This window comes from Snodgrassella alvi (assembly GCF_040741455.2).
In the GTDB taxonomy this organism is placed as follows: Bacteria; Pseudomonadota; Gammaproteobacteria; order Burkholderiales; family Neisseriaceae; genus Snodgrassella; species Snodgrassella alvi_E.
In genome coordinates this window covers 877,236-896,456 of the sequence record NZ_CP160328.2, presented here as the reverse complement: position 1 = coordinate 896,456, position 19,221 = coordinate 877,236, and the positions used below count along the sequence as shown (strand labels likewise).

The 19,221-nt window shown below is 42.7% G+C and carries 22 protein-coding genes; 14 read left to right on the top strand and 8 right to left on the bottom strand.

The features are described from left to right. The first annotated feature begins 33 nt into the window (after nt 1-33). Nucleotides 34-975, top strand: coding sequence for an ABC transporter substrate-binding protein (locus ABU615_RS04055; RefSeq protein WP_367441528.1), 942 nt, complete (start codon nt 34-36; stop codon nt 973-975). Nucleotides 976-1,098: 123 nt separating this feature from the next. On the opposite strand, the gene ABU615_RS04050 is transcribed toward ABU615_RS04055, so the two are convergent. After that, the gene (locus ABU615_RS04050; RefSeq protein WP_367418842.1) at nt 1,099-1,245 is read right to left on the bottom strand and encodes a hypothetical protein; all 147 of its coding nucleotides are present in this window, start codon (nt 1,243-1,245) and stop codon (nt 1,099-1,101) included. A 68-nt stretch (nt 1,246-1,313) separates the two neighbouring features. Here ABU615_RS04050 and ABU615_RS04045 point away from each other — a divergent pair, with 68 nt between their 5' ends. Both ABU615_RS04045 and pntB read left to right on the top strand, forming a co-directional pair. Next, on the top strand, nt 1,314-2,855 hold the full coding sequence (locus ABU615_RS04045; protein ID WP_370389260.1) for a Re/Si-specific NAD(P)(+) transhydrogenase subunit alpha: 1,542 nt from the start codon (nt 1,314-1,316) through the stop codon (nt 2,853-2,855). Between the two features lie 12 nt (nt 2,856-2,867). After that, a complete protein-coding gene (gene pntB / locus ABU615_RS04040) occupies nt 2,868-4,247 on the top strand; it encodes a Re/Si-specific NAD(P)(+) transhydrogenase subunit beta (RefSeq protein ID WP_367487207.1) in 1,380 nt (459 codons plus the stop codon). A gap of 164 nt (nt 4,248-4,411) precedes the next feature. On the opposite strand, the gene mog is transcribed toward pntB, so the two are convergent. Then, a complete protein-coding gene (mog, locus tag ABU615_RS04035; RefSeq protein ID WP_367490838.1) occupies nt 4,412-4,987 on the bottom strand; it encodes a molybdopterin adenylyltransferase in 576 nt (191 codons plus the stop codon). Between the two features lie 68 nt (nt 4,988-5,055). Between mog and moaC the strand changes: the two genes are divergently transcribed. After that, nucleotides 5,056-5,541, top strand: coding sequence for a cyclic pyranopterin monophosphate synthase MoaC (gene moaC, locus ABU615_RS04030; RefSeq protein WP_367487209.1), 486 nt, complete (start codon nt 5,056-5,058; stop codon nt 5,539-5,541). 1,235 nt (nt 5,542-6,776) lie between these two features. Continuing rightward, on the top strand, nt 6,777-7,532 hold the full coding sequence (locus ABU615_RS04025; RefSeq protein ID WP_267390561.1) for a helix-turn-helix transcriptional regulator: 756 nt from the start codon (nt 6,777-6,779) through the stop codon (nt 7,530-7,532). 568 nt (nt 7,533-8,100) lie between these two features. Here the strand turns inward: ABU615_RS04025 and ABU615_RS04020 are convergent. Next, complete coding sequence (locus ABU615_RS04020) at nt 8,101-8,373, bottom strand: DksA/TraR family C4-type zinc finger protein (protein ID WP_267390560.1); 273 nt, start codon at nt 8,371-8,373, stop codon at nt 8,101-8,103. 689 nt (nt 8,374-9,062) lie between these two features. On the opposite strand from ABU615_RS04020, the gene ABU615_RS04015 reads away from it, so the two are divergent. Continuing rightward, nucleotides 9,063-9,392 carry a four-helix bundle copper-binding protein gene (locus ABU615_RS04015; RefSeq protein WP_370389259.1) on the top strand — a complete coding sequence of 110 codons (330 nt, stop codon included), beginning with the start codon at nt 9,063-9,065 and terminating at the stop codon, nt 9,390-9,392. 186 nt (nt 9,393-9,578) lie between these two features. Here the strand turns inward: ABU615_RS04015 and dapB are convergent, their stop codons facing one another. Continuing rightward, a complete protein-coding gene (gene dapB, locus ABU615_RS04010) occupies nt 9,579-10,391 on the bottom strand; it encodes a 4-hydroxy-tetrahydrodipicolinate reductase (RefSeq protein WP_370389258.1) in 813 nt (270 codons plus the stop codon). A 4-nt stretch (nt 10,392-10,395) separates the two neighbouring features. After that, nucleotides 10,396-10,776, bottom strand: a complete 381-nt coding sequence (locus ABU615_RS04005) for an outer membrane protein assembly factor BamE (RefSeq protein ID WP_267404304.1) — start codon at nt 10,774-10,776, stop codon at nt 10,396-10,398. A gap of 129 nt (nt 10,777-10,905) precedes the next feature. Here ABU615_RS04005 and fur point away from each other — a divergent pair, with 129 nt between their 5' ends. Genes fur through dapD form a run of 3 tightly spaced genes read left to right on the top strand, consistent with a single transcriptional unit; the run spans nt 10,906 to nt 12,977 of the window. Continuing rightward, nucleotides 10,906-11,340 carry a ferric iron uptake transcriptional regulator gene (gene fur, locus ABU615_RS04000; protein ID WP_100140327.1) on the top strand — a complete coding sequence of 145 codons (435 nt, stop codon included), beginning with the start codon at nt 10,906-10,908 and terminating at the stop codon, nt 11,338-11,340. Nucleotides 11,341-11,364: 24 nt separating this feature from the next. Next, nucleotides 11,365-12,129, top strand: a complete 765-nt coding sequence (gene aat, locus ABU615_RS03995) for a leucyl/phenylalanyl-tRNA--protein transferase (protein WP_370389257.1) — start codon at nt 11,365-11,367, stop codon at nt 12,127-12,129. A 29-nt stretch (nt 12,130-12,158) separates the two neighbouring features. Then, on the top strand, nt 12,159-12,977 hold the full coding sequence (dapD, locus tag ABU615_RS03990; protein WP_367487226.1) for a 2,3,4,5-tetrahydropyridine-2,6-dicarboxylate N-succinyltransferase: 819 nt from the start codon (nt 12,159-12,161) through the stop codon (nt 12,975-12,977). Nucleotides 12,978-13,083: 106 nt separating this feature from the next. Here dapD and ABU615_RS03985 read toward each other — a convergent pair whose 3' ends face one another. The 3 genes from ABU615_RS03985 to ABU615_RS03975 all read right to left on the bottom strand — a co-directional run bounded on the left by ABU615_RS03985 (nt 13,084) and on the right by ABU615_RS03975 (nt 14,186). After that, nucleotides 13,084-13,377: a hypothetical protein gene (locus ABU615_RS03985; protein ID WP_367487228.1), complete on the bottom strand. Its 294-nt coding sequence runs from the start codon at nt 13,375-13,377 to the stop codon at nt 13,084-13,086. Continuing rightward, the gene (locus ABU615_RS03980; protein WP_100151695.1) at nt 13,378-13,785 is read right to left on the bottom strand and encodes a phage holin family protein; all 408 of its coding nucleotides are present in this window, start codon (nt 13,783-13,785) and stop codon (nt 13,378-13,380) included. 86 nt (nt 13,786-13,871) lie between these two features. Next, nucleotides 13,872-14,186, bottom strand: a complete 315-nt coding sequence (locus ABU615_RS03975) for a YqjD family protein (protein ID WP_100140529.1) — start codon at nt 14,184-14,186, stop codon at nt 13,872-13,874. A 224-nt stretch (nt 14,187-14,410) separates the two neighbouring features. Here ABU615_RS03975 and ABU615_RS03970 point away from each other — a divergent pair, with 224 nt between their 5' ends. The 5 genes from ABU615_RS03970 to ABU615_RS03950 all read left to right on the top strand — a co-directional run bounded on the left by ABU615_RS03970 (nt 14,411) and on the right by ABU615_RS03950 (nt 18,804). Continuing rightward, nucleotides 14,411-15,274 carry a phosphoribosylaminoimidazolesuccinocarboxamide synthase gene (locus ABU615_RS03970; protein WP_367487233.1) on the top strand — a complete coding sequence of 288 codons (864 nt, stop codon included), beginning with the start codon at nt 14,411-14,413 and terminating at the stop codon, nt 15,272-15,274. A gap of 333 nt (nt 15,275-15,607) precedes the next feature. Then, nucleotides 15,608-16,357 (top strand): NADPH-dependent oxidoreductase, encoded by a 750-nt coding sequence (locus ABU615_RS03965; protein WP_267408439.1) that lies wholly within the window; start codon nt 15,608-15,610, stop codon nt 16,355-16,357. A 610-nt stretch (nt 16,358-16,967) separates the two neighbouring features. Then, nucleotides 16,968-17,768 carry a polyamine aminopropyltransferase gene (locus ABU615_RS03960; RefSeq protein WP_267390555.1) on the top strand — a complete coding sequence of 267 codons (801 nt, stop codon included), beginning with the start codon at nt 16,968-16,970 and terminating at the stop codon, nt 17,766-17,768. 59 nt (nt 17,769-17,827) lie between these two features. Continuing rightward, nucleotides 17,828-18,163, top strand: coding sequence for a ferredoxin (locus tag ABU615_RS03955; RefSeq protein WP_367487239.1), 336 nt, complete (start codon nt 17,828-17,830; stop codon nt 18,161-18,163). Between the two features lie 5 nt (nt 18,164-18,168). Next, nucleotides 18,169-18,804: an alpha/beta hydrolase gene (locus tag ABU615_RS03950; protein ID WP_367429709.1), complete on the top strand. Its 636-nt coding sequence runs from the start codon at nt 18,169-18,171 to the stop codon at nt 18,802-18,804. Nucleotides 18,805-19,221 lie beyond the last annotated feature (417 nt).

Genomic DNA, 19,221 nt, shown 5'->3' with positions numbered 1-19,221 from the left:
TAATTATCATTATTTTACATGTAAGGGGATGTGATGATAAAAAGATTCTTAGCAGTGGTGGTATTGTCGGCGTTGGCTATGGGGCTGAGTGCCTGTCAGACTAATGCTTCAGTATCTGTTACTCAGGCTACAGATGAGGCAAAACTGCCGGCTTCGCCACAAAAAATTGCGGTGATGGATTTTGGTGCAATGGATACGCTGGATGCACTGGGTGCTGGTAGGCGAATAATTGCTGCACCAATTAGTAATATGCCTACCTATTTGCACCAGTATCAGAATCGACAGTTACATGATTCTGGCAAAATGAAAGAACCAGACATTGCTGCTATTCGGGCAGCCAAACCAGACTTGATTATTATGAGTGGGCGGCAAAATGCTTTTGCAAAAGAGTTAGAGTCTATTGCACCAACGTTGAATTACTCAATAAAGACTGATAGCAATTATTTTGCTAATGTGCAAAAACAAATTCTTCTGCTAGGTAAGCTGGCAGGTCAGGAAGCTTTGGCGCAGCAGCAATTACAAGCGTTAGCCCTAAAAATGAATGCAGCACGTGAGTTGGCAGAGCACAGCACGCAGAAAGCCATTATAGTGCTGCATAATGATGGCAAGGTAATGCTGATGAATCAGGGTAGTTATCCAGCATTAATTTTTGATGAGCTGAAGATTAAACGTGCACTGAAGGTAGATGAATTGCCGGTACAGCAAAGCAGTAAGGATGGCAAACCAACACGTTTAATGGTAGATAACAGCTTTATTACCCAATATCATCCAGATATTGTGTACGTTGTTGACCGCAGCAAAGCCATTGGAAATACCCCTATGCGTAATGATTTTTTTGACAGCAGCGTGTTGCAACGTGCCGGTACCAGAGTGGTCTATCTGAGTGCAGATTTATGGTATCTATCAGGTAATGGGCTGGAAAGTTTGAATCAACAGATTGACGAAGTTGTCAAACCTTTGAATGATATTAACTAGATTTCAGTATGTGTTACATAAAAATCAGCCTTTATACACACACGGCTGGTTTTTTTATGTATTCATGTCTGCTGGAAGTTTTATGTTAAATATATATGCTAAGTGAATGTTTTGTTAAATTTTTTAAATCAGCGGAAATAACGACAAGGTTACAGTTGTGGCAGTGTATTTTTCGATAATATAGCGACTGTATTGTTGTAGCGAATCAGGCAAAGCTGGTTGATAGCCAGTGGGGGTTTTAAATAGGGGCTGGAGACCACTTTGAAACATTCATGAGCCTGTTACGCTGTGTTAACAAATAGTTTATTTAACGGCACCTTCCTCGGAAAGGAATAATAATGAAGATAGGTATTCCACGCGAATCACTTGCCGGTGAAACCAAAGTAGCGGCCACGCCGAAAACCGTTACACAACTGATTAAACTGGGGTATGAAGTTGTAGTTGAGCATGATGCCGGTAAAGCCGCCAGTCTGTCAGACGGATTGTATAGCGAAGCCGGTGCCACCATTGCTGATACGACTACGGTATGGCAGTGTCCGCTGATATTTAAAGTAAATGCGCCTAATACTGACGAAATTACAGCCATGAATGAAGGCACGATTTTGGTTAGCTTTATTATGCTGGCTCAACAGCCTGAGCTGCTGGAAAAGCTACAGGCGAAAAAAATTACTGTGCTGGCGATGGATATGGTGCCGCGTATTTCACGTGCACAGGCTATGGATGCTTTGTCTTCAATGGCCAATATTAGCGGCTACCGTGCAGTTATTGAAGCTGCAGAAAACTTCGGCCGCTTTTTTACTGGTCAGATTACCGCAGCCGGTAAAGTACCCCCTGCCGAAGTGCTGGTGATTGGTGCTGGAGTGGCTGGTCTAGCGGCGATTGGTACTGCTCGCCAGCTTGGAGCCGTAGTAAATGCATTTGATACCCGCCCCGAAGTGGCCGACCAAATCGAATCCATGGGTGGAAATTTCTTGCGTCTAGATTATCAGGAAGAAGAAAGCAGCAGTGGAGACGGTTACGCTAAAACCATGAGTGCTGCCTACATTGCAGCTGAAATGGAATTATTTGCCGCTCAGGCAAAACAAGTTGATATTATTATTACTACAGCAGCCATTCCGGGTAAGCCAGCACCTAAGCTGATTACCCGTGAAATGGTGGACAGTATGCGTGAAGGCTCGGTAATCGTGGATTTGGCAGCCGCTACAGGTGGCAACTGTGAATATACTGAGCCCGGTAAAATTGTTACCACTGCCAATGGCGTAAAAATAATCGGATATACCGATATGGCCAACCGCTTGGCCGGCCAGTCATCTCAGCTGTATGGTACCAATCTAGTAAATCTGGCGCGTTTGCTCACCCCTAATAAGGACGGTGAGCTGGCACTTAACTTTGAAGATGTCATTATTCGCAACATGACGGTTACCCACGCTGGCAACAGCATGTATCCGCCTCCATCGATACAGGTATCTGCTGCGCCCAAAGCAGCGGCTACAGCCGCTGCACCGGTTTCTGCGGCTGCACCAAGTGTTGCCCCTGATAAGAGCAATAAAAAAATTATCTGGGCGGCTATTGCCGTGATATTGATGTTATGGATTGGTGCTGTTGCACCGGTAACGTTTCTTAACCACTTTATGGTGTTTGTCCTTTCCTGTGTAGTGGGCTACTTTGTGGTGTGGAATGTGAATCATGCCTTGCACACGCCGTTGATGTCGGTAACCAATGCGATCTCTGGCATTATTGTGGTCGGGGCATTGCTGCAAATCGGTCAGGGACACGGTTTTGTATCCCTGCTTGCCTTTATTGCAGTGGCGATAGTCAGCGTAAATATTTTCGGCGGCTTTGCTGTTACCCGTCGTATGCTTAATATGTTTCGTAAGTAAGGGAGAAACAGGATGTCTCAAGGTATTGTAACTGCTGCCTACATCGTTGCCGCCGTATTGTTTATTCTGAGTCTGGCTGGATTATCGCAGCAGGAAAGTGCAAAACGTGGCTGCTATCTGGGTATTGCGGGCATGGCTATTGCCCTTCTGGCTACTGCATTCAGTCAGGATGCGCACGGGCTGGGTTGGGTTATCATTGCCATGGTAATTGGCGCAGCAGTTGGCCTGCAACAGGCCAGAAAAGTAGAAATGACCCAAATGCCGGAGCTGATAGCCTTGCTGCACAGCTTTGTGGGTTTGGCTGCTGTACTGGTTGGTTTTAACAGTTATATCGACCCGCACGATGTTGATACAGATATGTTCACCATTCACTTGATAGAAGTGTTTCTTGGTGTATTTATCGGTGCTGTCACTTTCAGCGGCTCATTAGTGGCGTGGGCCAAGCTTAATGGAAAAATGGCAAGTAAACCTTTGCAACTGCCGCACCGCCATCTGCTCAATCTGGGGGCACTGGTGTTGTCGTTTCTGTTGTTGCTGTGGTTTGTCGGTGCCGGAGGTTCTGGGTTTGCATTGATTGTCATGACACTGATTGCGCTTGCTTTTGGTTATCATCTGGTGGCTTCAATCGGCGGCGCCGATATGCCGGTAGTGATTTCCATGCTCAATTCGTACTCCGGTTGGGCTGCAGCTGCTGCTGGTTTTATGCTTAACAATGATTTACTGATTGTAACCGGTGCTCTGGTAGGTTCTTCCGGTGCCATCCTGTCGTATATTATGTGTCAGGCGATGAACCGTAAGTTTCTGGCAGTAATAGGCGGAGGATTTGGTTCGGCTCCAGTGGCTGCTGGTACCGACCAAACCCCTGCCGGTGAAGTACAGGAAATCAGACCGGAACAAGTAGCTGAAACTCTTAAAAACGCTCATAGTGTTATCATCACACCGGGCTATGGCATGGCGGTGGCTCATGCTCAAAATGCTGTGGCAAGTATTACTGCTAAACTGCGCCAGCAGGGGGTAAATGTTCGTTTTGGCATCCATCCCGTAGCTGGTCGTTTGCCTGGACACATGAATGTGCTGCTGGCTGAAGCCAAAGTACCGTATGATATCGTACTGGAAATGGATGAAATCAATGATGATTTCAGCGATACCGATGTGGTACTGGTTATTGGTGCCAATGATACTGTTAATCCGGCCGCGGTCACCGACCCAAACAGCCCGATTGCCGGTATGCCGGTGTTGCACGTATGGGAAGCGAAAAACGTAATTGTGTTTAAGCGTTCGATGCAGTCAGGCTATGCGGGCGTAGATAATCCACTGTTTTATGAAGAAAATGTTCGCATGTGCTTTGGTGATGCCAAGGCGACACTGGATGAAGTGGATAAAAACATTTAATCAAAAAAAACAGTCCGGATTTTTCCGGACTGTTTTTTCTTATTCAAGCACCGCCTTTTCTAACAGGTTAGAGGGGTGAATCTTTACTTTCCAAAATAGTGGCTTATTCATGAAAAAATACAATCTGCTCACATAAAGCAAGCAGACATAATCATGTATGCTGATCAGCGCTTAGGCATCACTACCGAACAAAAATCGGCATCGGTGTGAATCAATGGGCCGCCCACAGCGTCCACTGCAATCGGAACTGAAGCAAAAATACCCGGAATCAGCGTTTTACCACTTTCATCCTTAACACCGCCCAGTGTTTCCGCAATGGCAGAAGGTTTACCCGGAAGATTCAGTATAAGACTGCTACCACGTAATACCCCTACCTGACGCGATAAAATAGCAGTGGGTGTGAAGTGTAGGCTAATTTGCCGCATCAGCTCTCCAAAACCCGGGATCACACGATCAGCTACGGCCAGCGTAGCTTCCGGCGTAACATCGCGTAAATACGGACCGGTACCGCCGGTAGTGAGTATTAGTGGGCAGATTTCCTTATCGGCTAGCTGAATTAATTTTGCTTCAATCAAAGGCTGCTCATCTGGTATCAGATGCTCTACTAGCTCCAATGGATTCAGTACAGCTCGTTGCAACCATTTTTTTAGTTCCGGCAAACCTTGATCCACATACACACCTCGGGAAGCACGGTCACTTATCGAGACCAATCCAATTTTCAATAAAGGCAACGCATCCATAGTTTGATCCACAGCATCCAAAAGGCAAATATTGTAATATAGACCTTTTAGCATGTCAGTGAAGCAAGATGATTTCAGACGAATTAACTCATTTCAATAATCGTGGTGAAGCACATATGGTTGATGTTGGTAGCAAACCTCATAGCAAACGCATGGCCATTGCCAGCGGTAAAATCACGGTGAATGAAACTGCATATAATAAAATATTGGCTGGCGACAGCAAAAAAGGCGATGTATTGGGTATTGCCCGAATTGCCGCTATACAGGGTGCCAAGCAGACCAGTAGTTTGATTCCGCTATGCCATCCCATAGCGTTGACTAAAGTTAACGTGGATTTCTCCCTTAACAACATCGAGCGCAGCATCACCATCTGTGTGCAAACCGAAAATACTGGTCAAACGGGCGTGGAAATGGAAGCTTTAACCGCTGCCAGCGTTGGTTTGTTAACCATTTACGACATGCTTAAGGCTGTCGACCGCAGTATGGAAATTAGTCAGGTTTGCCTACAACACAAAGAAGGCGGGCAATCTGGACTCTGGCAGCGCCACTCTTAAAGCGTGTTTCTATTTATTCTCGGGATTTTTTAGGCTAAATATGCCAGCGCCAGTGTTGTAGTCTCAAAAATACGACTTAATCTGTTTCATTTTGTCACAGAGAAAACCATGCGTTCACTAGTTGGCTAAAGCAAAAACAACTCTGTATAGAGCTCGTAATCTAAAAAAATAGGTACAGAATTCGCCAGTAAGAAAAGTTAACAATTTTCATTTTCTAAAGCTTTAGTCGTTTTTAACTTTAAATTAATTACCTTTATCATTTCACACTAAGGTGGATTAAGTCCGTATTTTAAGTGCAATTATGAGTTTAATCGCCTGATAGCAGATTCAATTCAGAATTCAAGCGCAAAAATATGTCTATCATAATTCTTTTGATGATTTAAATGAAATTTAATATTTTATATTTTTACATGAAATAATGAAGTTTAAATTTATAATATTAAAATTAATGATGAAAATTGAAATATGCTATATAAATTAATTTAGCATAAAAAATTGATAATATTATTAATGATAAAAAGCGTTTTATTTACAAATTAAAATTAAGAAATAGTTTCAAGTTTTTTATTATAGAATTGAAGTTATATTTAAATAGCCGTAAACTTTGTCAGAAATGATTGGCAGAAAAATATACAAAAGAGCAGTTTTAGATTTATAAATTTTAATTAAAATGGAAAAAATCAATGTTTATTACCAAAATAGTATTAAAAGCAGTTATATTACTGGATTAGAAAATTAGTATTAAATTTAACATAGATTCACATACAGAGACTTGTCAAGAGGCAATTGAATTCAGGAATATTGCCCTGCGATAGTGAAAATACAACTGAGGCAATAAATACCTTACCATTTTAACCTGTGGTTAGGCGCAAATTTACTTATGTCAGAGCATTTCCTTACACATGACAACATGGTATCATCAGCCCATACCCGATAAAGACACTAATATTGTGCTGCACTCGTGCTATTTATAGTATTAAATGCTATATCTGTAAGCTTAAATAGCAACTTTAGCTTATTTTTAATGTTAGCTTGAAATATATTTAATGTGTTGAGATGCACCTCCTAATATATTGGCATGCTAAATTATATAGCAAAAGTTATTTTTAGCAAGGTTTAATTTAAATTGGTATAGATAATTGTTGTATTTGATTAAGCTTTGAATTGTAAACGATTGTTTAGCAATATATTTTAAATTTAACTTTGCACGATTTTTATTTGAAGGTAATTCCAATATGGAAAATTTTAACGTCGGCTTTGCCTCAAGAATGCAAGAAGTAGTGGATATTCTTGGGAGCGTTTCAGAGTTATCCAGACGAGTAGAGGTGGCCTATCCAACTGCCTCAAAATGGGTGAAAGAAGGTGCCGAGCCTAGTACAACCAATCTGATTAAAATAGCGCGCGTTGCGCAAGTAAAGCTTGAATGGCTGGCAACCGGCAAAGGCAGCAAAATCGAACTGGATGGTTATAGCGAACAAGCTGATTTTTGCGCAAAACTGTCCAATCCGCTGGCTATGAATGCCACCATCAGTGAAGCTGGCTGTGAGTATATTCTACCAGTTAATGAAGTACATGCTCGTGATTTTGCTTTTATACCGGTTTGCTCCATTCAGAATGCAGATGATGTTGAAAGCAAAGAGAGCAAAATAGCATGTACTATTGCTTTTAACCGTAACTGGTTGGAAAACACCCTGAATATCGATCCACAGAAACTCAGCACGATGGTTGTTAAAGATGACAGCATGGCTGGTGTGCTTAATGATGGCGATCATGTATTAATTAATCATAGTAAAAAAGCCGGTGGTGATGGCTTGTATGTTTTGCGCATAGGCAAAAATATTTTGGTGAAACGCACCCAGCTCAAGCCAAACAACCAGTTATTAGTTACGTCAGCAAACAGTGCCTATGAGCCATTCAATATTGATTTAACAGATAGTGAACAGGATTTTGAAATTATCGGTAAAGTAGAATGGTTTGGCCGCAAAATCTAAACCATACCGTAATCTAAATCTGATATCTGGCTGCAATCAGGTACCAATAGTAAATATGGTGATACGATAAAAACCGTTGCAAATGTGCTAAGTTTGTTTTGTATTTCTTTTCACCAAGAAATTAGCTAGCTGTCGTTACTGTATACTGTACTGCCAAAGAAACAGAAAGCTACTGATAAAAAATATAGCGTAGTAGAGACGGCAAATAATATCGGTCATCTTTGTTTATGGTTTTTTTCAGACAGGTAAAATGAAAAATAAATCCTGATTCGGCCTGTTCGTGTAAACAAATAATTCGAAGCATAGACAATTAGCCACACAGTCAGCACAAGTGCCTTGAGCACGTTCACATTGCTGATTGTGTGAGGCAAAATACTAAGCACAATTCCATTTTAATACCTACTGAACAACTGAAAATACGCTCAAATGTATTTGCAAAATGAGACAAAATTAACTGCTACTCCGAATTTTTATTACCGCTTCAGCTTACTAAAACAAATGCTTAATTTCAGAATAATTATCTAAATCGAAAGACGTTCTATTTTGCAGTACGCTACTTCATTGCCACTCAGCGCAACTGACTGTCTTTACTGCCACGTCGGTTATACAAACTGAACGTTTTTTGCATTTCCTTATCTCGTTCTGCCTGACATTCCACACAAAAACGCACACCTTTTAAAACCTGACGGCGAGCTAGCGGAATAGCTTCACCGCATTCTTCACAAAATTCTGCACTTTCTGCCGCCTGATCCATTTGCTGCCGAACATGATTGATAGCGTCTGCGATGGTACTTTCAATTTGCTGATTGACTGCATCATCTGAAGCCCAGCCACTTGCCATAATAAACTCCTATAAATTTCACAATATTAATATTGGAGTTATACATCTTTTTTTCAATATAATACTGATTAATATGAATATTTTGAAAGATAATGATAGATACCATTTTCTGGTTGAATAGTTAAAGATTGGCAGTCATTTTCAATTATATGAATGTTTGTTTACAAACAGATTTTTTAGGCAAAAGTAAATATCAACGGCAAATGGTTCTGTTATAAATTAACGTATTTAAATTACATATTCATTTAAATCAGATATATGATGTACTCTAAACCTAAAAATGGAGGGTAATAGCGAAACCAGATGAGAAATGTAAAAAATATGCATTCTATGCGCCAAACTTTCAGCATGATAATGTCTTTTCTGGTAAGAACGTTTTGGATTCAATGCTGATGGTGCTCAGGTCTGCCATGAATGGCAAGTGTAATGGTAACTGTTAATAATTGCTCATCATCATTGTTTGCTTGACTAATAGATAGATAATAATTTTATTTTTTATTTATTTAAGCTAACCGGAAGCGGGGAAAAAATTTGGCAGAGATTGATTAATTGCTGTTAAAACTTAATTTATTCTAGCTAATTCATGATTATATTTACATCGAACCGCATTGCAATATGCGCGATGATTTTATAGACTGATTTTGATTTTCCCTGTTAAATCAATCTATTGTTAAAAAAGGATAATAATTATGGATGCCCGTCAGTTTAAAGAATGCGTAGAAGCATGTAACCGTTGTATTGCTCTGTGTCAGTATTGTTCCACCGCTTGCTTGCAAGAAGATGATGTCAAAATGATGGCGAAATGTATTCATTTAGATATGCAGTGTGCGGCTATGTGTTCTCTGGCGGTAAATTTTATGTGCATGAACAGTCCATTCGTAGTGCAGGTATGTCAGTTATGTGCTGAGGTTTGCCGCGCCTGTGCGCAGGAATGTGCCCGTTTTAAAATGGATCATTGCCAGCGCTGCGCTGAAGCCTGCACAAATTGTGCCGACAAATGTATGGCTATGGCTGCCTGAATATATAAAAAATCCATTTTACCATTGTCGCCGACAATGGTTTTTTTTTGATTATTAATAAAAAATCTGTTTGTGAGGCTAGGGTGAAATAAAGCGTTTTATTTGACTTAATAGAATGGCAGAAGATAAACAAACGGAGTTAGCCTGATTAAAGCTAACCCCGAGATTACATATTCATCAGCTAGATTATTTCAGTCCCAGCACATCTTGCATATCAAAAAGTCCCTGCTCATGCTGGCGCAGCCAGACGGCAGCTCGGACAGCTCCGTTGGCAAAAGTAGCACGGCTGGAAGCTTTGTGGCTAATTTCTACGCGTTCACCATCTGTAGCAAATAAGGCAGTGTGGTCGCCAACAATGTCGCCGGCACGGATGGTGGAAAAACCAATGGTCTGCGGGTCACGTGGACCGGTATGGCCTTCGCGGCCATAGATAGCACAAGTTTTTAGGTCTCGACCCAGTGCATCGGCTATGACCTCGCCCATACGCAGTGCTGTCCCGGACGGTGCATCTACTTTATGACGATGATGCGCTTCAATGATTTCGATATCATAGCCCTCGTTTAAAACTCGAGTGGCTGTATTTAATAAAGCAAAGGTAAGGTTGACGCCAACGCTGAAATTGGGTGCAAAGACAATGCCAATTGTTTGCGCTGCGTCACTGATGCGCTGTTTGCCGGCTTCGTCGAATCCGGTAGTGCCGATAACATCCTTTACGCCAAGCCGTTCGCAGATGGCGAGATTACTAAGCGTGGATTCGGGTTTGCTGAAATCTATCAGTACATCGGTATTGTCCAGCACTTTTTCAGGGTCGTGGCAAATGCTGACACCCAGTTCCAGCCCAATGGCAAATCCGGCATCCAGCCCGATGGCTGGTGAGCCATTGTGTTCCAGTGCTCCACTTAATACGCAATCGTGACGCTGGCTGATACTCTGAATAAGGGCTCGACCCATACGGCCGTTGGCGCCGGCTACGGCAATTCTCAGGCGGGATGTAGACATACATTTACTCCGATGGGGTGAAGAGTGTTGTGGGCACTGGCTGTGGTTGTGCGGTCAGCGCGTCTCCTTCAGCATGAATTAAGTTGCCATTGGCATCAAAATAAAGGGTGAGTTTCTTTTCTTCTTCCACTTGGCTGGCACGGGTAACTACAAACACGTAATCCCAGCGATTGGCATGAAAGGGGTCACGCAGCAACGGTGTACCCAGCAGCATCTGTACCTGTTCGCGGCTCATGCCGGGTTGTAATGAATTCACTACGTTTTGGTCAAGCTCATTACCTTGTACAATTTTCAGTTTGTAGGAAGGAATTTGTGCCAGTTTGGCTGTGGTGCAGGCACTTAGGCCCAGTATGGCCACGGCCAGCAGGCAGTAGATTTTTTTCATGCTGATACCTCGGAGCTGGGACGAAACAGTTAGCAATGGCGGTGGCGACATTGTATGACACCGAGTGGGCAATTGCCTTAAAAGTGCGTATTATAGCGAGTATTATCAGCTAGTGGTGAAATAAGCATCATGAATAACAATGTAGCTCAACTGAAAGATAACGGTTTAAAGGTGACAGGCCCCAGACTGAAGATTCTGGAGCTATTTGAATCGCAGCCCGAACAACACCTAAGTGCGGAAGATGTATATCGTCGTCTGCTGGATGAAGGTGTGGAAATTGGTGTGGCTACTATCTATCGTGTTCTGACACAGTTTGAACAGGCCAATATTCTGCTGCGCCATCATTTTGAAACCGGCAAGGCAGTTTATGAACTAAACCGTGGCGGCCACCATGATCATCTGGTGTGTATTAAATGTGGCAAAGTTACTGAATTTTGTAGTGAAGAAATTGAAAAGCTACAAAAGAAAATTGCCGACGATAATGGCTATCGTATTGTTGACCATGCCTTATATATGTATGGGGTATGCAGTGAGTGTCAGCAATTTGACACTAAATATCTGTAAATAATTCTGGCAGGACTGTCTAGTATGAGTCAGACTGCTTATCGGCCGATTATTCCGCAACTGAGTAGCACCAATCTGGATTTTCCCGATTTAGAAAACGCTCAGCGCGAGCGTGATGGTCTGGTAGCGATTGGCGGCGATTTACAGCCGGCAAGGATACTGGCTGCATACCGGCGGGGTATTTTTCCGTGGTATGGCTCGGATGAGCCTATCATGTGGTGGTCCTTCGCGCAGCGAATGGTACTGTTTCCGGATGAGCTGAAAATTAGCCGCTCACTGGCTAAAAATCTGCGCAATAAGTCTTATGCTGTAACCATGAATTATGCTTTCCGGCAGGTGCTGAGCAACTGTGCACAGACACCGCGTCCCGGACAGAACGGTACATGGCTGGTACCCGAAATGCAATATGCTTATCGTGCGTTGTATGAGATGCAGCATGCATGTTCATTTGAATGCTGGTATCAGGATGCTGACCGACAGCCTTATCTAGCCGGTGGATTGTACGGTGTTTTGATTGGGCGTGTTTTTTATGGCGAATCCATGTTTGCCCATGCAGCAGATGCTTCCAAAATTGCCTTTGTGCATGCAGTGCGCTATTTTCAGCAGCAGGGTGTACCCATGATTGATTGTCAGGTGTATACCAGCTATCTGGCCAGCTTTGGCGGACGCGAAATTCCGTTTGCCGATTTTTCGGCTTGTCTGCGTCAATATAATCCCCAATCTTTGCCACAGCCGCCTGAACCGCGTTTGCTGGCTGGCAATGGTGTTGTTCCGTTGCCCATTACCTGAACTGAATCATTGATGATAGGAATTGTTTTATGTCTTTACAACAAGTGATAGAAACAGCGTTTGATAATCGTGCTGAAATCACACCGGCATCGGTATCAGCCGAAGTGAAAGAAGCAGTAAATGAAACCTTACAGCAATTGGATAGTGGCCGCCTGCGTGTGGCTGAGAAGCAGGGGAATCAGTGGCAGGTAAATGAATGGGCTAAAAAGGCTGTGTTACTGTCTTTCCGTATCAGTGACAATGTGGTTACCGATGATGGAGTGGGACGCTATTTTGATAAAGTGCCAACCAAATTTGCTCAGTGGGGTGTGGCTGACTTTCAGCAAGCAGGTTTTCGTGCGGTACCGGGTTCGGTAGTGCGTGCCGGTAGCCATATCGGTAAAAATGTGGTACTGATGCCTTCATTTGTGAACATCGGTGCGTTTGTTGATGAAGGTACAATGGTAGACACCTGGGCTACGGTAGGCTCTTGTGCTCAGATTGGTAAGCATGTTCATTTAAGTGGTGGTGTTGGTATCGGTGGGGTGCTTGAACCATTGCAAGCGGCACCTACTATTATTGAAGATAATTGCTTTATCGGTGCGCGTAGCGAGATTGTTGAAGGTGTGATTGTCGAAGAAGGCAGTGTCATTTCCATGGGTGTATTCATTGGACAATCTACTAAAATCTACGACCGTGAAAGCGGTGAAATTACCTATGGCCGTGTACCTGCTGGTTCGGTGGTGGTGTCCGGCAGTCTGCCGGCAAAAGATGGTAGCCATAGCCTGTATTGTGCTGTGATTGTGAAAAAAGTAGATGCAAAAACTCGTGCTAAAACCAGTGTGAATGAACTTTTACGCGGAATTTAATTTTTTCTTTTGCAATAACAAATCCTCTTACGCACTGTAAGAGGATTTGTTCTGGATGGTGGCAGCGAGCATACCATCAAAATTCAGTCGTAGAGACTCTGTGTATTTACCGCTGACGAAGAGACTGACTGATTTTACTAGCGATAAGAGTAGCAGTAGTTAATAAGGCACCGACCAGAATTTTGTTTCGCCAGCGTCTGGGTTTATTGGCCAATTTCAATGCCAGACTGCCAGCCGGAATTTTGTCTACTATATTCAGTGAGCGCTGCCACAAGTTTGATTTGCTAGTGGAGTGGCCGTTTTTCAATTGTTCTGCCATTAATTTCAACCGTGCACTCTGTGCCTGAAGATTCAGCAGTTCACGCTGCTGGGCAAGATTCAGTTTGTCGGATTTACTCATTTATTGCTCTCCGTCAATTCTGCTATGGCTGCCACCTTTCAGGTAGCTGATATCTTCTGTAATAGCTGACAGGGTCTGCGTCATAAACTGACTTTGTTTGCGTATAAGTTTTACTATAACGATAGTCAGCAATAAGATTAACAATAAAAACAATATGGCCAGACCAAAAAACACCCAAACCTTAGTTTCCGGCTCCAATACTGCATTCAGACCAAATAACAGGCTGATAAAGCCGAGAAAAAACATTGCCCCAACCAATACTGCCAGTATCAGCAGTACAATGATGCTTTGTAGTTGGGCAATGGCATCCAGACGCAGCATGCGCAGACGAATCCACAGCAGTTCACTGCCATAAGCAAGCCAGATTTTTAGCTGACGCAAATCGCGGCCAATATTGCCAATACTCATGCAATGGTATCCGTTAAAAAGTGAATAATATTCAGGCAAGCGGTGAAATTACCGGATTGCCTGAATGGAGACTATGCTGGTAATGATTAGCCGCGACAGCGTCCGAGCAAAATGCCGGCAATAAAGCCTGCAGCAGCAGCGATACCCATTGCATAATACGGCTGTTCACGTACCAGCTCATCTGTGCGTTCAGCTGTGGCACGGGCTTTGTCGGCAATGGTGCTTTCCAGCTCACTTAGTTTGGATTTGGTATTACCCAGTTTTTTGCGCAACTGGTCTTTCAGTGCTTTGGCCTGATCTGAACCGTTGTCGCCAGCTTTTTCATATAAATCTTCTACTTCATCCAGTACTGAACGTACTTCTCTCATTAGATCTTTTTTCTGTGCATCAAAATCAGCCATGGTCATTCTCCTTCCAGTGGGCATGAAAAAATATCAGAAAGTTTAAAATTTGCAGCCAATTTTTAAAGACCGATTACTGCATACAGAGTGCCTGCTTGGGGGCAATATCGGTTAAAATAAACTTGGCTGCTAACATCTGTTTCACAATGTCTACCTTAGCACAAGGATATGCATTTGCACAGATATTAATATATTAGCAATAAACTGCTGCATGGGAATGAAAGATGACTGAGCTGGGACTGAAAAAAATATATTCGGGTAAAGTACGCGATTTATATGAGATTGACGCGCAGCGTATGCTGATGGTGGCGACAGATCGCTTATCTGCTTTTGATGTAATTTTACCTGAACCTATAACAGGAAAAGGTGAAATTCTTACTCAGATTTCAAATTTTTGGTTTAATAAACTGAAGCATATCATGCCCAATCACTTTACCGGTGAGACGGTTTATGATGTATTGCCACACCAAGAAGCAGAAAAATTGGCCAAAAGGGCAGTGGTGGTAAAAAAACTAACACCATTGAAAATTGAAGCGATTGTCAGAGGCTATCTCTCTGGTAGCGGTTGGCGTGATTACCAGCGAACAGGTGCCGTATGTGGTATTAAACTACCTGCTGGTCTGCTTGAGGCTGAAGCGTTGCCACAAGTGATATTTACTCCGTCCAGCAAGGCGGCTGTTGGAGACCATGATGAGAACATCACTCTGGCAGAATGTATTTCACTACTGGGCGAAGAGCTCACTAAGCAGGTCAGCACTAAAGCGATTGAGCTGTATACTGAAGCTGCAGCCTATGCCAGAAGTAAAGGCATTATCATTGCAGATACCAAATTTGAGTTTGGTATAGATGAAAATGGTACTTTAACGTTGATGGATGAAGTGCTCACACCAGATTCCAGTCGTTTCTGGTCAGTGGAAAATTATCAGGTAGGCACCAATCCGCCCTCTTTTGATAAACAGTTTATTCGTGATTGGCTGGTCGCATCTGGGTGGAACAAGCAGCCTCCTGCTCCGCACATACCGCCAGAAATTATCGCTAAAACATTGGCTAAATATCAGGAAGCACTGCATTTACTTGCCGGACAATAAACAAATTAAAGGGCAGCCAAACGCTGCCCTTTTGCAATAATATCCAATTTGGATGTCTAAGTTAGTTTTTGCCACATTGGCTGAAACCTATCTTTCATTGCAGCTTATATGACTACAAAGTTGGTAGAAAGCAGAAAGTGCTTCTCTTTGTTAACTAAATTTTCTTTTTGAGTGTAAAAAACTGTTCTGAGTTTCTTAATAGGAAATAATATTTTAACAGGATTGATATTAACAGTGTGCCAGTAATACATTAGTATCGGTTTTCTCTTTTCAGAGTCCAGACAGATTGTCCTTCATTCTGTACTTAACTACCAATCATGCTAAGGGGAACTAATGAATATTTCTGCCACAGAAGAATTATTGTTACAACGGCATACTGTACGCAGTTTCAAAGATCAAACGCTGACTGATGAACAATATACCCGTCTGATGGAGGCAGCACGCTTTGCGCCTACATCGGAATTTTTACAGCAATGCTCCATTATCCGGGTTACCGATAGCCATTTGCGTGAACAGATTCGCAATATTTGCCATCTGGATTATGTGGGCGCAAACGGGGACTTACTGGTTTTCGTAGTGGATATGTATCGTAATCATCGCATTCGAGCTCAGCTTGGCCTAGCTGACGATGGCTTAAGTAGTACTGATCTATTTATTCAGGGCATGGAAGATACGCTGATTGCGGCTCAGAACGTGGTTATTGCTGCTGAAAGTATGGGGCTGGGCAGTGTCTATTTGGGTAGCATTCAAAACGATATCCGTCCCATTATTCAGATGTTGAAGCTGCCGAAGCTGACTTTTCCTCTCGTTGGGTTGCAAGTTGGTGTGCCTGAGAAACGGACACAGGTCAAACCGCGGATGCCACTGCCACTGCGTTCTTTTGAAAATCAATATCAGGATGAATTCAATCTTCAGAATTTTGCAGAATATGATGCCATTGTCGAAACCTATTATGGCCAACGCGATAGTAACCAGCGCATTGATTCATTTACTAAGCAGATAGCCGATAAAATATCACGTAAACGCTTTAAACGTGATGATATTCTGGCTGTGATACATGAACAGGGCTTTTGCCAGTACTAAATCCGATAAGACCATTAAAAAACCTGTTGCAAATTAGATGTAGCAGGTTTTTTCTATGGTTTTAATTTGAATTGAGAATAGCTGAAAGCGTTTGAAGAAGTTTATTATCTCTGATATTTAGCAAATGCAGGTGAAATCAACAGAAAATTCATTAGCATTTCTGTTTAAAATAATAGAGTGATAAAACCCTGATAAGCTAATGCACGCGTTTTTTGCTTGAGTCACTACAGTAGCAACTTTAACCTTTAACTCAAGGTGATATGCTAAATATGCTAGCATAGGATTGATAAATTAGGGTTTTAACAAATCTTATTCAATGCTCAAGCAACGACATGAAATAAATACCATATTATAAAACAAAAAATCCGCCATCCCTATATAATACCTGCTAGAACGGACTCACCATAACACTGCGCATTCCAGTCTGGTTAATGAGGCTGTGATTATGGATTTATTCAGCTTTGCTGTCAGCTTGATGCTAGTTTAGCGTCCACAGAATGGAGCGGGTAGCATAATGTTCTATTCTATTTAATCTGTTTATGTTTCAGCAAACCATTACTGATCTTGTATCAACAAGCCTCCTATTTTTTATCTGATGATGGAAAACGCTATGCCACAACATCCTTATCGCCGTTTACGTCCCGCACGCCATGAATTACCGGAAGTGGGTATATCCGAATCAGGTAATATACGCTCTCTGCATTTAGGTACACCCACCATACAAAGTTCAATGAATGTGGATTATCCTGCTGAGCTCGTATTGTCTTATAGCCGTGCCATGATGGCGTGGCTATTGTTTGTAGATGAATTGCCACAGCATATTACTCAGATTGGTCTTGGTGGGGGTTCGTTTGCACGTTGGATAGATGCGTATCTGCCTGAAACCCGACAGACAGCAGTAGACATTAATCCACAAGTGATCAGCATTGCTCGCAGTATGTTTGAGCTGCCGTATGAAGGCGATCATTTTGAGATTATTGAGGATGATGGTGCGGAATACGTCAAAGTATTGCGCGGCAATACTGATATTATCCTAGTAGATGGCTTCGATGGTGAGCAGATTATCGATAGTTTGGTTGCCGAACCATTTTTCGCAGATTGTCGGCAGGCACTAAGTGAAAACGGTATATTTGTCACCAACTGGTGGCAGGGGGACAAGCGTTTTCATACTTTCGTGCGTCGCTTACGTGAAGTGTTCGAAAACCGAGTGCTAATGGTACCGGCAGAAACCCACGGCAATATTGCTGTACTTGCTTTTCAGCAGCCACCTTCCATGCGTGAGTGGAGCAAATTAAAAAAACGTGCTCAACAGCGGGCAGACCGTTTTAATCTTGCGTTACCCGCCATGCTGGCAGCGATTAAAGCACAACAGGAAAACCCCAGCCGGCCACTAACATTTAATGATGAATAACCCACACTGGCACACTTATACAAATAGCCAGCGTGAACAGGCAGATTAAAGGAAAAGATGTGAGTTTTTATGCCAAACATTTGTTTGTCTGCACCAACCGGCGCGACAATCCTTGTCGCCAAAGCTGTGGCGATGATAACGTTGGTGCCGATGCAGTAGATTACCTGAAAGGCCACGCCAAAGCCATGGGACTGATGGGTGTGGGCAAACTGCGCATCAGTAGTGCTGGATGTCTTGGCCGCTGTGATGAAGGGCCAGTCATGGTATTGTATCCACAAGGGCGGTGGTATACCTATGTGGATGAAACTGATTTGCAGGAAATTCTGGATGAAGAACTGGCCAACGACTGTGTTGTTACCCGTTTATTATTAGATAAACCCGAAAGTAGTGAGTAAAGCAGATGCTGAAGCAACAACCCAATATCTGGATTAATGGGCCGGTTGGCAGACTGGAAACCATTTATTTGCCGGCACAAGGTACAGCACGGGGTGTAGCGGTAATTAATCATCCCAATCCGTTGCAGGGCGGATTAAATACCAACAAAGTTGTGCAAACTGCTGCCAAAGCACTAACCACACTGGGTTTTCATTGTTATCTGCCCAATCTGCGCGGCGTAGGCAATAGCGATGGCGAGCACGATTATGGCCGTGGCGAAGTAGCAGACTGTTTAGCCGTAGTGGATTTTGCACGTACACAGCATCCCGAGGTGACTAAACTGGTATTATCAGGTTTCTCTTTTGGCGGCTATGTGGCCTTATTCAGTGCCTTAACTGCTCGCCCAGATGCCTTACTGCTGATGGGTCCTGCAATCGGGATGTATACAGTTGATGTACCAGATGCCTATAATTCGGCCACAACCTTGCTGATTCATGGTGAGAAAGACGAAGTGGTGCCGTTGCAGAATAGTATGAACTGGGCTGAAGCACAGAATTTACCGGTAGTGGTCATACCCGGTTCCGGCCACTTTTTTCACGGTAAGCTGATTGTACTGCGCCAATGGATTGAACGGTTGCTTCCAGCGGTTGTAGCGGAATGATTATCTCTGATTGCTATACAGTATGTAATTATATTATTAGATTGTAATTTATTAAGTGTTGAAGCAAATCGAGCTTTAGTTTTATTTTTAAAAATTAGTTTATGACCACTAATTGTTTTAAATATTAATGGTTATAAAAAATAAGCTAATTAGTTTTAATTCTAATGACATAAAAGGCGTTATTAAAAAACGTCTTTTTTATATCATATCTTCAAATTCGTTTAAATTTACCGAAGCCATCATCTTTGCAGACAAATTTGCCAAGCTAGCATTGTGACATACCGTTATTTTTACCAGAGCAGGGCTATAGCTTCTTGTCACTTTAGTACTACTAAATGTACCTAGTAATAAAGCAACCATCCTTAAAAAAGGGTTACGTAAAAAGGATTAAACCATTATTTCACCAGCATTAGGATT

Bases quoted from the DNA above. Each gene is read 5' to 3' on its own strand.
- ABU615_RS03965 (WP_267408439.1), top strand. From the start codon at position 15,608: ATGAATATTTCTGCCACAGAAGAATTATTGTTACAACGGCATACTGTA.
- dapB (WP_370389258.1), bottom strand. From the start codon at position 10,391: ATGTCTACATCCCGCCTGAGAATTGCCGTAGCCGGCGCCAACGGCCGT.
- fur (WP_100140327.1), top strand. From the start codon at position 10,906: ATGAATAACAATGTAGCTCAACTGAAAGATAACGGTTTAAAGGTGACA.
- ABU615_RS04045 (WP_370389260.1), top strand. From the start codon at position 1,314: ATGAAGATAGGTATTCCACGCGAATCACTTGCCGGTGAAACCAAAGTA.
- ABU615_RS04015 (WP_370389259.1), top strand. From the start codon at position 9,063: ATGGATGCCCGTCAGTTTAAAGAATGCGTAGAAGCATGTAACCGTTGT.
- ABU615_RS04025 (WP_267390561.1), top strand. From the start codon at position 6,777: ATGGAAAATTTTAACGTCGGCTTTGCCTCAAGAATGCAAGAAGTAGTG.
- ABU615_RS03960 (WP_267390555.1), top strand. From the start codon at position 16,968: ATGCCACAACATCCTTATCGCCGTTTACGTCCCGCACGCCATGAATTA.
- ABU615_RS03980 (WP_100151695.1), bottom strand. From the start codon at position 13,785: ATGAGTATTGGCAATATTGGCCGCGATTTGCGTCAGCTAAAAATCTGG.
- moaC (WP_367487209.1), top strand. From the start codon at position 5,056: ATGATTTCAGACGAATTAACTCATTTCAATAATCGTGGTGAAGCACAT.
- pntB (WP_367487207.1), top strand. From the start codon at position 2,868: ATGTCTCAAGGTATTGTAACTGCTGCCTACATCGTTGCCGCCGTATTG.
- ABU615_RS04055 (WP_367441528.1), top strand. From the start codon at position 34: ATGATAAAAAGATTCTTAGCAGTGGTGGTATTGTCGGCGTTGGCTATG.
- ABU615_RS03950 (WP_367429709.1), top strand. From the start codon at position 18,169: ATGCTGAAGCAACAACCCAATATCTGGATTAATGGGCCGGTTGGCAGA.
- ABU615_RS03985 (WP_367487228.1), bottom strand. From the start codon at position 13,377: ATGAGTAAATCCGACAAACTGAATCTTGCCCAGCAGCGTGAACTGCTG.
- ABU615_RS03970 (WP_367487233.1), top strand. From the start codon at position 14,411: ATGACTGAGCTGGGACTGAAAAAAATATATTCGGGTAAAGTACGCGAT.
- aat (WP_370389257.1), top strand. From the start codon at position 11,365: ATGAGTCAGACTGCTTATCGGCCGATTATTCCGCAACTGAGTAGCACC.
- dapD (WP_367487226.1), top strand. From the start codon at position 12,159: ATGTCTTTACAACAAGTGATAGAAACAGCGTTTGATAATCGTGCTGAA.
- mog (WP_367490838.1), bottom strand. From the start codon at position 4,987: ATGGATGCGTTGCCTTTATTGAAAATTGGATTGGTCTCGATAAGTGAC.
- ABU615_RS04005 (WP_267404304.1), bottom strand. From the start codon at position 10,776: ATGAAAAAAATCTACTGCCTGCTGGCCGTGGCCATACTGGGCCTAAGT.
- ABU615_RS04020 (WP_267390560.1), bottom strand. From the start codon at position 8,373: ATGGCAAGTGGCTGGGCTTCAGATGATGCAGTCAATCAGCAAATTGAA.
- ABU615_RS04050 (WP_367418842.1), bottom strand. From the start codon at position 1,245: ATGTTTCAAAGTGGTCTCCAGCCCCTATTTAAAACCCCCACTGGCTAT.
- ABU615_RS03975 (WP_100140529.1), bottom strand. From the start codon at position 14,186: ATGGCTGATTTTGATGCACAGAAAAAAGATCTAATGAGAGAAGTACGT.